Annotated in this window: 7 protein-coding genes and 2 pseudogenes; 1 reads left to right on the top strand and 8 read right to left on the bottom strand. The window is 49.5% G+C overall.

Annotated features, from left to right (window positions below; genetic code table 11):
* Positions 1-200: pseudogene (locus tag EPO18_RS13110) on the bottom strand (type 1 glutamine amidotransferase domain-containing protein); the annotation flags it as partial.
* 761 nt (positions 201-961) lie between these two features.
* Here EPO18_RS13110 and EPO18_RS13115 point away from each other — a divergent pair.
* Complete coding sequence (locus EPO18_RS13115; RefSeq protein WP_292433881.1) at positions 962-1,816, top strand: TIGR00266 family protein; 855 nt, start codon at positions 962-964, stop codon at positions 1,814-1,816.
* Between the two features lie 177 nt (positions 1,817-1,993).
* Here the strand turns inward: EPO18_RS13115 and EPO18_RS13120 are convergent, their stop codons facing one another.
* The 7 genes and pseudogenes from EPO18_RS13120 to EPO18_RS13150 form a co-directional block, all read right to left on the bottom strand.
* On the bottom strand, positions 1,994-3,043 hold the full coding sequence (locus EPO18_RS13120) for an SDR family oxidoreductase (protein WP_292433883.1): 1,050 nt from the start codon (positions 3,041-3,043) through the stop codon (positions 1,994-1,996).
* 326 nt (positions 3,044-3,369) lie between these two features.
* A pseudogene (locus EPO18_RS13125) lies at positions 3,370-3,498 on the bottom strand (IS3 family transposase); the annotation flags it as partial.
* Between the two features lie 1,255 nt (positions 3,499-4,753).
* Positions 4,754-5,482: an LOG family protein gene (locus EPO18_RS13130; protein ID WP_292433885.1), complete on the bottom strand. Its 729-nt coding sequence runs from the start codon at positions 5,480-5,482 to the stop codon at positions 4,754-4,756.
* 268 nt (positions 5,483-5,750) lie between these two features.
* On the bottom strand, positions 5,751-6,971 hold the full coding sequence (locus EPO18_RS13135; RefSeq protein WP_292433886.1) for an acetate/propionate family kinase: 1,221 nt from the start codon (positions 6,969-6,971) through the stop codon (positions 5,751-5,753).
* Positions 6,968-9,052, bottom strand: coding sequence for a glycogen debranching protein GlgX (glgX, locus tag EPO18_RS13140; protein WP_292433889.1), 2,085 nt, complete (start codon positions 9,050-9,052; stop codon positions 6,968-6,970). Before glgX ends, EPO18_RS13135 begins: the two co-directional genes overlap by 4 nt.
* Positions 9,053-9,136: 84 nt before the next feature.
* Positions 9,137-9,775, bottom strand: a complete 639-nt coding sequence (locus tag EPO18_RS13145; protein ID WP_292433891.1) for a histidine phosphatase family protein — start codon at positions 9,773-9,775, stop codon at positions 9,137-9,139.
* A 485-nt stretch (positions 9,776-10,260) separates the two neighbouring features.
* Positions 10,261-11,859: a glucose-6-phosphate isomerase gene (locus EPO18_RS13150; RefSeq protein WP_292433893.1), complete on the bottom strand. Its 1,599-nt coding sequence runs from the start codon at positions 11,857-11,859 to the stop codon at positions 10,261-10,263.
* Between the last annotated feature and the right edge of the window lie 169 nt (positions 11,860-12,028).

The raw sequence follows: 12,028 nt of genomic DNA on the forward strand, positions 1-12,028 counted from the left end.
GTAAGGTCGGTCTGCCCCTCGGGTTTGTCGCTCTTGGGGTCGAGCGGCGGTTCGCCGCCTTTGGGGGAAGCGACCGTAACGCTAGCACCCGCATCAATGAACGTGTAGTAAGGGGCGCAGAATTCTTCCAACCAAAACCCCGTCTTCCTCCCTGTATTCCCAAGCGCGTCATGAGACGTCAGTACCATCAGAATGTTCATGGTGTTCCTCCTTTGTTCAATCGATTAGGAAACTACAACTGCGATTAAGTCAGAAGCGTGGAGACAGTCTATTGGGCGAAGGTAGGGTCGTGTCTCCTTATCGATCAGCGCGAAGAGCAGCGTTAACACTTCAATGTGCATAAAAATAGTTTGCGGATTACATAGAATGTAAACCGAATGTCCGCAATGGGATGCTGAGGGTCATCTATAGTTTAAATGCGCCATTCCATTTCAACCGCTAAAAAATCATAACACTTCAAACTAAATACACAATTTGTATAAATACCTAAACGTACTAAAAAATCAGCTGCTTTGGTATTCTAAAGCCTTGTTGGACGAAGCCGCTAACACGCGGAGAAGACCCCTCCGGGGCATAATTGTTTATAAAATGTAACCTAAAGCCCGCGTAGCTCCGAATAGCGAAGCGTATTCGGAGGAATGGAAGCCAGGGAAGGCACAATTTAACTAATAGGATCAGGTTAAATTGATAAATCAATCGAGTATGACTCTGAGGTATCCACAAGAATATCTATATAAGACAATATCCTATTTAGTCTTTTTTGGGCTTGTATAAGTCCAAGTGGCGCTAAAATAGAATTTCTTTCCAAAAAGCTGTGTCAGCGGCAAAACTTTATGTCGATTATTAACACCTTACACAAGTAAAAAGTAAAAAGGGACCCTTATTCTTGTTCGTTTAATTTTTTGCAACAGCGCCTATACTTTCCGACTATTTTCACCTTAAACCATCAAGGGCTAACACCATGAACGAAACAACATCGCCTGCTAATCCTGCCAATAAAGCTTCCAACGGTTTTGGTGGGCAAGCTGTCACCGAGGGCATTGATTATAAAATCTACGGACATGAAATGCAGTTTGTGGAAATCGAACTGGATCCGCAAGAAAGCGCAGTCGCGGAAGCAGGCGCGATGATGTACAAAAGCGCGGGAGTAAACATGGAAACTATTTTCGGTGACGGCTCCCAGCAACAATCCGGCGTTATGGGATTACTGCTCGGAGCCGGAAAACGCTTGCTGACAAACGAAAGTATGTTTATCACCGCGTTTACACAATCCACCCAAGGTAAAGGCAAAGTGGCATTTGCCGCGCCCTACCCCGGAACCATCCTCGCTTTAAATTTAAAAAACTATAACGGCAAACTGATTTGTCAAAAAGACAGTTTTCTGGCGGCAGCCAAGGGCGTGCAAATTGGCATTCAATTTCAACGCCGCATTTTAACCGGGCTGTTTGGCGGCGAAGGTTTCATCATGGAAAAGCTGGAAGGCGAAGGCTGGGTATTTATCCATGCCGGCGGCTGTTTACAAAAAGTGGAGCTTGCGGCCGGAGAGACTTTACATGTCGATACCGGATGTTTGGCGGCAATGACCGGCAGCGTTAATTTTGATATTCAGAAGGCGGGCGGCGTTAAAACCATGTTGTTTGGAGGCGAAGGTGTGTTTTTTGCCCAATTAACAGGCCCAGGCACTGTCTGGCTGCAAAGCCTGCCGTTTTCGCGTTTGGCCGGCCGAATGCTTTCCGCCGCACCGCAAGGCGGTGGGCGGCAACAGGATGAAGGTTCAATCCTGGGCGGTTTAGGCAACTTACTGGGCGGTGATTAAACCTGCGCCCGCATTTTCTTCCTATGTTAGATTAGAAATATCGATGTGCAAACCTTCCAGGTTTTAAAAACCTGGAAGGTCTAACGCGCAACATTTACGCTGGTTCCCAATCTCAATTTTGAAACCCAAAAGTCGAAGCTCATGCATTCATAGTTTCGCGAATTCTAAACAACAGGCTTATTTAACAGCCGCCGCTACCATTTTTTTAGCAACATCCAAAGATGGCTTGTGTTTCCTGGCGCTTAATGCAGCCAGTAAAGCAGCCCCGCCTCCTACAATCAGTGCCCCAGCAGCGACAGGATGGATTTTTGCCTGTTGATATATGCTATTTTCCAGCACAAATCGCTCTTCTGAACCGCGCTCATGCAGTTTGGAATTGGTTTGATACAAACCATCAGGCCGATTTGCCTCTGCCTTTTTACCTGAATTCTGCTTTGTGTCGATCGTCGTTTCGTTCATCTTTTCATAGAGACGCGGCATATTAATAGCCATTGAGGAGTTTATCTTGGCCATTTCACCAATAAAAAACTCTCGTTTCGGATGCTCGGCGCAATGCAAAATGGCTTCTGCAACAAGCTCCGGCGCATAAACCGGCGAAGGAAGCTTTGGCTCATAGGGCAGGTAATTTTTTGCATTTTCAGGAAACGGGGTATGCGTAGCGGTCGGTTTGATCAGCGTTATGGATACCGGCACAGCATCACTTTCAAGCTCCATTCGTAAACTCTCTGTAAAACCTTTGACCGCATGTTTCGAAGCGGCATAGATGCCTTGCAATGGTATTGGCGCATCCGATACTTCGCTGCCTAGATTGATTAGTGCCCCACCCTTATTGCGCAAATGCTCCACGGCAATTCTTGAACCGTAAACCACCCCCCAAAAATCGGTATCAAACAAGCGCCGTAAATCTTCGACGGGCACGTCCATTACTCGTCCGTAAATCGAACCGCCTGCATTGTTAACCCATGTGTCAAAACCGCCGAATTCGGCAATAGTCATTTCCGACGCTGCCCGAAGTGCATTTAAATCGGCAACATCGGCTACGGCGTAAATAGCATGTCCACCGTTAGCATTTATTTCATTCGCCAATTGTTGCAATGCTTGCTCATTGCGTGCGACCAGAACCACTTTGGCCCCTTCTTTTGCCGCCATCCGCGCTGTCGTTAAGCCAATGCCCGAAGTGGCGCCTGTAATAACTATTGCTTGTTGCGATATAGGTTTTAAGTTCATATTCTTTACCTCATGTTTGTTTTTCAGGTTTGGGTTGGCCTTGCAAAGATGCTTTCATCGATACTTTGAACGTATCTTGAGTTTCGCGAAAAAGCCGGAAATTTATCGATTAATTGGACAAGGATTTTCTTCTTAGTCGGAAAGAGGGCCGAACTGAAAATAAGATATTCAATCCGACTTTTGAAGCGTGCATCTCTAATACTGCAATTTCGGATAAAATTTAACCGAATGAGCTGGCAAGGTCTGTTCGTTATCAAACCCATACTAAATTAAGAGGCAAGATAAGTGCTTGTAAAAAGCCCGACAGGGATGAAACTGTGTAGTGGTCAAGTTTTTTCAGACACAAATATAGATTGTCCGACGGCCATTTCCCGTTCATATTCATTGGGAGACCGATAACCTAATGTGGAATGCAAGCGCTGGTTGTTATTGAAGCTCACGATGTAACGCGATAAGGTGTGGTTTCCTTACGTCGGCAGCATCCTATCGAGCTGAACGGCATATAAGGTTAATTGCCGTTCAAATTATTCGCCCTTTTCAGTTATTTTTATCAGCAAAATCGCTTGTCGCTATGTTTTGGTTGAAATACCGGCTGACTATTTGGATCTGGCACAGGCACTGTTAATCGGCTATTTTGACAAATTGGAGAATGGGTAATATGTGGAGATACCTCATAACCTGATCCCTTTTCCCCATGCCCTCTTTCCAAAATCATCCGAAAATAGAAAAATATCCAGCATCTGTTTGGAAGCGATTGGCTTTCCTAAGAGATGCCGGATAAGGGTCGGCAACCATTCGATTCTGGAGCATGGCAATCCCGCCCGTCGAGAGAGGCAAGACAACCGCACTCCAAGGAAGTACATGAGGAGGAGAATGACCGGCTACCGGAGAATATTGTATTGCCCGAAGCTTTCTAGAACCTTTCAGTAAAATGGGACACCGCTCGCCGCCACGCATATAATAATTAGGGACCTAAGGGCAATAGCGGCTTTATCGCGTAACGCGCTGAATGATAATCTTGCAATACGGCGCAATACGCTATTGACGCCCTATATAATGCGCCTTATCACGTTATCTTGCACACGTTAGGCAAACTCAAAAAACCAGTTTATAGAACCCGAAGTTGATAAAGCGACGTAAAGCCCTCTCGGCAATTGCTCCTGCATTGCTCTACCTCCTGCATCCTTGCAGTCGTCCAGCGGGAGAGAGTTGGGTGAGGGGAATCTAAGATAAGGAAAATGCTTATTTATATCCCCTCATCCCAACCTTCTCCCTGAGGGAGAAGGAGCAAATGTCGCTTTACTAACTCTGGACTCTATTACTTGGCGCATACAGACCTTCAGTGTCCGATAATAGCTTGATCAATCGTTTATTTTGACGTCCCGTGCGGATTTGCGGCCTCTTTGTTTGACATTCCGCTTTGCTTTCCTGCATTCTGACCCACTCCCTTCAGCATCACGGCATTGGCTCTTTGTCTCCCTTGCAACATCTCGACCTTTCTGTCTTATTCCCCGTGCTTCATGTCTATCACCCCGACGGTTATCCCGCCGTTCCATACCTGCCGTTTCGGAGTTAGCGGGGGCCGACCAGATCAGCGACCCGGCTGCGGCAAAAACAAAGGCTAAGGTAACAACCTGAAAATAAGTCTTTCGATTCATACTCTTTCTCCAGTGCTTGATCCGCATAACGCGAAAACGTTGGTGTTTGAATTTAATGGGGCTTGAGTTCCGGGTTTATGACGCTCTTGATGATACGCACAGTTTCATCGACATTATTGGAGCGATGGATTAAATCCAGGTCACCCTCGCCGATGACGCCTTCTTGTACCATGGTTTTATTGCCGAACTCTCGAAGTTGCTCCCAAAACTTTCCGCCCATGCCGATGATGGGAAACTCTTCCAGTTTGCCGGTCTGGACCAGGGTAATGACCTCAAAGGCTTCATCCAGAGTGCCGAAACCGCCGGGCATGACCACAAAGGCGCTGGAATACTTGACCAGCATGACCTTGCGAATGAAAAAGTGTTCGAATTCTATAAATTGATCCAGGTAAGGATTGGGCTTTTGTTCGAAGGGCAGTTTGATATTGCAACCCAGGCTGACGCCTCCCGCCTCTTTAGCGCCGCGGTTTGCGGCTTCCATGATGCCGGGACCTCCGCCGGTCATTACCGCATAGCCTGCTTTTGCCAATTCTCTTCCCAAGTCGCGGGCCAGGCAATAATAGGCATGATCTTCTTTAAATCTGGCCGAACCGAACACCGTAATGCACTTTCTGTCGAGGTTAAAGCTTTCGAAACCGCGTAAGAACTCCAGAAAAAAGGTCACGGCGCTTTCCAGGTCCTGCTCGCGATTGCGTCGGCCGGACAAAAAGGCTTTTTCAGCGCCTTCGACTCTGCCTAATAATGAATAATTTTTTGTAGAAGGAGGATTATTACTGTTCATATTGATCTCCAAGCAATGTCTAATTTAACAATTCAACTTCAAGTGACCTATGATCCTAGAAAAAGCAGTTGAGCCACGGATGGACACGGATTTACCCGGATGAACAAAAGTTACCTCAATTCTTGGTAACACCTTTGAGAGAAGCACTCAGCACTTTTAACATAATGATTTATCAGTGTTTATACCCAAAGGGCATAAGTTTCGTTTGAGCAGGCAAGCTGCTCAACTCAGCTTTATCTGTGCAAATCTGTGGCTAACTGCATGATAGCTACTCAGTCAAAACCGCAAGCGTTTCCCTGGCAATCTGCAACTCTTCGTTCGTGCGCACCGCCAGAACGCGAACGGCGTGGCCGCCACTCCCTATCTCGCTGACTTCGTCAAGTATCCTGTCATTGGCTTCAGGATCGATGGCGATGCCGAGTTTTTCAAGGCCTGTACAGACCCGGCTCCGGATCAAAGGCGCATTCTCGCCAACACCTCCGGTGAAAACCAATGCGTCCAGCCCGTCCAGTGCGACAAAATAGGCGCCGATATATTTTCGGATACGGTAACAATAAATATCCAATGCCAGCCGCGCTCTTTCATCGCCGGTTTGCTCACCTGACAACACTTCTCGCAAGTCATTGCTGCCGCATAGACCTTTCAATCCCGAATCTCGGTTCAGGGCTTCCTCGAGCTCGTCGGCACTCTGGCCCAGAACGTTTTCCAGATGTAACGGTATTGCTGCGTCTAAATCTCCGCACCGGGTTCCCATGACCAAGCCTTCCAACGGGGTGAAGCCCATCGACGTATCGATACTGCGTCCGTGTTGTATCGCAGCGGCGCTGGCGCCATTGCCGAGATGCAGAGTAATTAATTTAAGTTCTTCGACCGGGCGCTGCATATAGCCGGCCGCCCGGCTTGCGACATAACGATGGGAACTGCCGTGAAACCCGTACCGGCGTATGCCATGGCGGCTATACCAGGTTTCCGGGACCGCATAGCGAAAAGCGCGGGGCGGCATGGTCTGATGAAAAGCAGTATCGAACACCGCCACTTGCGGCACAGACGGAAAAGCTTCTCGGCAGATTTCGATACCGGTCAGATTGGCCGGATTATGTAGAGGCGCCAACGGTATCAAATTTCGAATCGTATCGATGACCGTCTGATTGATCGCTACCGATGTCGAAAAGGCCTCTCCGCCATGGACCACGCGATGGCCAATCGCATCCGGCTCCTGCCCTGCTTCAACCCCGGAGGCGTTACGTAAAACCTCGGCAATATGGGCGAAAGCCGCGCGATGGTCGGGGACTTCGATTTCCTGCTGGTGCTCGACCAGTTCGCCTTGCGCATTTTCTGTGCGGTGGTGGATCAGGCTTACGCTCTCACCGATACGCTCCAACAGCCCGCTGGCAAGCAGGTGTCCTGGCTCCATGGCAAACAGTCCGTACTTGATCGAGGAACTGCCGCAATTGATAACCAGTACTTTAGGAGTGCCGCATTTAATCACCTTCGCGCCTCGAACACGGCGACCATGCGCCCGGATATTTGATAAGACGTACCTTCGAGAGCCTTCTGCTGATTGCGCGGCATGATGTCATCCGGGCCAATACGCGAGGTATCCAGCGCCAAGTGCCATTGTCGTCCGGGAATCTCGGGCAAGGATGCCTCCACGGTCCGCTCGGACATATTTAAAATGACATGCAGGTCTTCCTCGCCATCGCTCAGTCCGGCCAACGTGTAAGCCAAATATTGGGCGCTAAAATCGAACCATAACGGCTCATCAAGTCTATAGCCATGCCAGGCGATATCGGGAAGGCCGCGGCCAGAAACCTGTTCTCCGCTCAAAAATTCGCGCCGGTTCAGATTCGGGTGCCTGCGCCTTAACGCAATCAGTTCCTTTACAAAACGCAGCATATCGCGGTTTTTTTCAATCAGGCTCCAGTCGAACCACGACAGCTCGTTATCCTGGCACCAGCCATTATTGTTGCCTTTTTGCGTGTGCAACACCTCATCGCCGGAAAGAAGCATCGGAACCCCTTGGCTTAATAACAGGATGCTGATCAGGTTCTTGGATTGCCGCCGCCTCAGGGCTAAAACTTCCGCATTATCGGTCTCGCCTTCAGCGCCGCAATTCCAGGATAAATTGTTATCGCTGCCGTCGCGATTATTTTCACCATTGGCTTCGTTGTGTTTACCGTTGTAGCTGACCAAATCGTAAAGAGTGAAGCCGTCATGACAACTAATGAAATTGATGCTATGCAGCGGCAACCGGTCCTCGTCCGCATAAAGGTCGCTGCTGCCGGCAATGCATGACGCCACTTGGCCGATCAGCCCCGGATCGCCGCGGACAAAGCGCCGGATTACATCCCGGTAGCGGCCGTTCCATTCTGCCCAGCGCATGCCCGGAAATGATCCCACTTGATAAAGGCCGGAAGCATCCCATGCTTCCGCAATCATTGGCACCTCGTTAAGCGCAGTAGAAAACTCGATGCGCCAAGGCAGTGACGGATTGGCTTGAGGCGTGCCGTCTTCGCCGCGCGTAAAGACGCTGGCAAGATCGAAGCGAAAACCATCGACATGCATCTTTTCAACCCAATACTCCAGGCAATACACAATGAACTGAGTCACCAAAGGATGATTACAATTCACAGTGTTACCGCAGCCGGTGTAATCACGATAATAAATCCGGTTATGCGGATCGAGATGATAAAAAATTTCGTTAATAAAACCTTTGAAGTTTATCATCGGACCATTGTGACCGCCTTCCGCGGTATGATTGAAAACCACATCTAATATAACGCCGATGCCGGCATTATGCAGGGCTTTCACCATATCCTTAAATTCATGCGCATTCGATCCGAGCTCGGGGTTTATGCAATAGCCGGGATGCGAACTGAAAAAGCTATGCGTGTTGTACCCCCAATAATTCTTTAATCCCCTTGCAGACACGTTATCCGGCACGAATTGTTCGTCAAAAGCCATGACCGGCAGTAGTTCGACATGGGTTATGCCAAGTTCCTGTAAGTAAGGAATCTTATCGATCAATCCGGCAAACGTGCCGGGATGCCCAACGCCTGCCGAAGGATGGCGCGTAAATCCTCCGACGTGAAGTTCATAGATGACCGCTCCTTCCAGGCCGAGTTTCCAGGGACGTTCGCCTGCCCAGATATAATCCGATTTTGCGACAACTGCACGATAAGATGACCGGCTTTCGTCATCCGGATCCGAAGCACGCCGCCGATTCCAAAAAACATCGCTGACCGCCATGGCCCAGGGATCGATTAATTCCTTTTTGGCATTGAAGCGACGCCCGGTCGAAGCCATATCGTTCGGTCCAAACATGCGCCAGGTATAATGGGTTCCGGCCGGAAGCGCTTCGACGAACACATGCCAGAAAAAAAACGATCGGTTCGTTTTGGGGCTTAGGCTGATGACCTGAAACGGCTCCGGACTTCCGGCCGCTTCATAAAGCAACAGCTCGGCTCCGCTCGCATGACGACTGAAAATTGAAAAATTGACGCCGGCGTTGCTGACCGTCGCCCCTGGCGGAAAATACGAGCCGTTGCTCAATTTATAGGAAAGAGTCATTACAATTCACTCCATAAAAATTTTGGCCTGGACACAATCGCTTTATTAAAGCGATTTCCTAAAAAGTGGGGCTAAAAACATCCGTCAAGTGCCGGCGCGGTTGCGCAAATGCTCGGGCATATAGCTTCGGTCGCCCAAAACCTCCAGCATCGGCCCATAAGTCACAAACTTGATAATAGAAACCGAAGCAGCGGGTGCGTTGATCCGATCCCGGTAACGGCCAACGTCTATTCCCAACAGGCTGCAAAGAATGATGCGTATGGTCGCCTTATGCGATACCACCAGCACATTGCCGGTCTTGTACTTGGACTCGATTTCCGTAATGATAGGAAGCGCGCGGGCGGCAATCTGAATCGCCGTTTCGCCGCCGGTCGGAGGGTTCCAGGCCGGATCGGTCTGCCAGCTTAGATAGTCCTTATCATAGTTTTGTTTGACGAAATCCAACTCTTGATCTTCCCACATCCCATAACTGATTTCACGGAGCCCATCCCTGATCTGCATGGTCATGCCCAAGGCGTCGCATAAAGGCTGTGCTGTCGCTATCGCTCTTTTCATCGGGCTGACATAGACATCGGTCCAGGGTATCGAGCGATAGGCTTCGGCAAAACACTGCGCCATTTTCATGCCTTCCGGGGTGAGTTCGGCATCGAGAGCGCCACAATAAGCGCCGCGCTGGCTGTAGGTCGTTTCCCCGTGACGAAGTAAATAGATTTTAAGTGACATTGCGTTATTACTCCTTGGTTGAAAAGAAAACTCAGCGACTTAACGGCGGCATCCAATAAATAACTGATGTTACGCACGGGCTGTATTTCTGACGTTTGTCGTACTGAGCCCCATAGCTTACGAAAATATCCTTAAACCCATGAACCAAATGGCGATGAAAACTTGCCAATGGCACGAATTCAATCCCGTTTGCCGCATCGAGCACCGGAGCTTTTGCCGAGAACAGCCCGTGAGGGGTGCGGCAGGGATGCCGCACGTCAGCAGAGGGGCAGGAGCCCCTTCTGCTGACCCTCGACAAAAGCGAGGAGCACAGGAACAAAGCGGCAACCGGGTCGCCTTTTCTTTTGGCGACGCAAAAGAAAGTGACTCGCCTTCGGGGGCGAGACCCCGATTCAAATAATCGTCGCGTGAGCGACTCCTTATACATCATTCATTCGGCTAAATGCGTAACATCAGTAAATTAAGAAAAATCGAAATTCGGTTTTTCAACCGCTTGCCGATCTATTAAAGCTGATAGTCAGTTCCCCCGGCTTAGCGAGATCGCCCCGCAAATCGACTCCACGGCGATTAGCCGCCAAGTGGCGCACAATTTTGTAAACGTCCTCGATCCGATCATTGGCATTCACCTTTTCCGCCAAGGTCGCCAATTTCATGGGCTGATCGGTGTTTTTCAAAACGGAGAGAATATTCCGTTGCAGCTCCAACAATGCCTCGGCGGCTTTTTTACCGGCTTCTACACCGGGCTGATGATAAGCATTGATGTTAATCAGGGAAGCATAAAATCCTACAGCGCGCTCATAAAGGGCAATCAAGGCGCCGACCGAACGAGCATCTACCCGAGTAATCGTTACGGTAATCGATTCCCTGAAATTCTCGAAAAGGGCGTGTCGCGTGCCTTGTAAAAATCCGGAAAGAAAATCGCCGCTGGTGGCATCGGTTTCTACTTCAATGGAGGGGCCAGCCCGGTCCTCCAGCACTTCTATGAAAGTCGCAAAAAAATTCGCCACGCCTTCCCGCAGTTGCTGAACAAAGGCGTGCTGGTCCGTGGACCCTTTATTTCCATAAACCGCAAGGCCTTGATGGACCGTGTTGCCGTCCAGGTCTTTTTGTTTACCCAGAGACTCCATCACTAACTGTTGCAGATAGCGGGAAAACAGCAACAGAGCGTCTTTATAGGGCAAGACCACCATGTCTTTCTCCCCTTTGCCGTTACCCGCAGCATACCAGGCTAGGGCCAGCAAAGCGGCCGGGTTGCGCTTGAGCTCAGGCACGCGGGTGGCAATATCCATTTCCTTTGCACCCGCTAACAATGCGCGGACATCAATTCCCAGCAGCGAAGCCGACAGCAGCCCTACAGAGGACATCTCCGAAGTCCGCCCTCCTACCCAATCGAACATAGGAAACTCTTCAAGCCAGCCTTCCATTCGCTCCTGCTGATCCATTTTACTGCCGAACATCGTAATGGCCACCGCATGAGCAGGAAAATTCAAGCCTTGCTGCTCGTATACGTGCTTCACTTCCAACATGGCATTGCGGGTTTCGGGTGTACCGCCCGATTTGCTGGTGACGATGACCAAGGTACTGTTAAGCCGGTCGTTCAGCCGATTGAGGATGCGATCGATCCCCGCGGGGTCGGTATTGTCGATAAAGTGTATAGCGAGCGGCGGCTTATCGGCTGACAGCGCTTCGGCTACAAACTCCGGGCCGAGTGCTGACCCGCCAATGCCAATAGAAAGTATATCGGTGAACTTCGGAGCTTCCGGCGGATAAATTGTGCCGTCATGGACCTTCTTGACAAAACCCTCAATACGATCAAGGTTCTCTGTGATCTGATTTTTCAATTCCGGCGGCGCAATGTCAGGGTTACGCAACCAGTAATGCCCGACCATTCGATGTTCATCCGGATTGGCAATTGCGCCTTGCTCCAATGCCTCCATGTCTTTAAACGCTTTCGCAAATTTTGGCTGCAAGGATTCCACCAAACTCTCGCTAAAGCGCATTCGGCTGATATCGAGATAAAATCCCAAGTCCTTATGAAAGTAAAGCCAATCTTGGTAATGCTGCCAGAGCTCTAGTGGGTTCATTAGTATTCTCCAATTAATGCGATAAATCTTATTTACTAATGTTACGCAGTTAGCCGAAGGAGTCGCTAATGCGACGGTTTATTGAATCGGGGTCTCGCCCCCGAGGGCGAGATACTTTTCTTTGCTCCGCCAAAGAAAAGTATCCAAAAGAAAGGCGGCCCGGTTGCCG

This window comes from Methylobacter sp., from assembly GCF_004322395.1.
Classification (GTDB): domain Bacteria; phylum Pseudomonadota; class Gammaproteobacteria; order Methylococcales; family Methylomonadaceae; genus Methylobacter_A.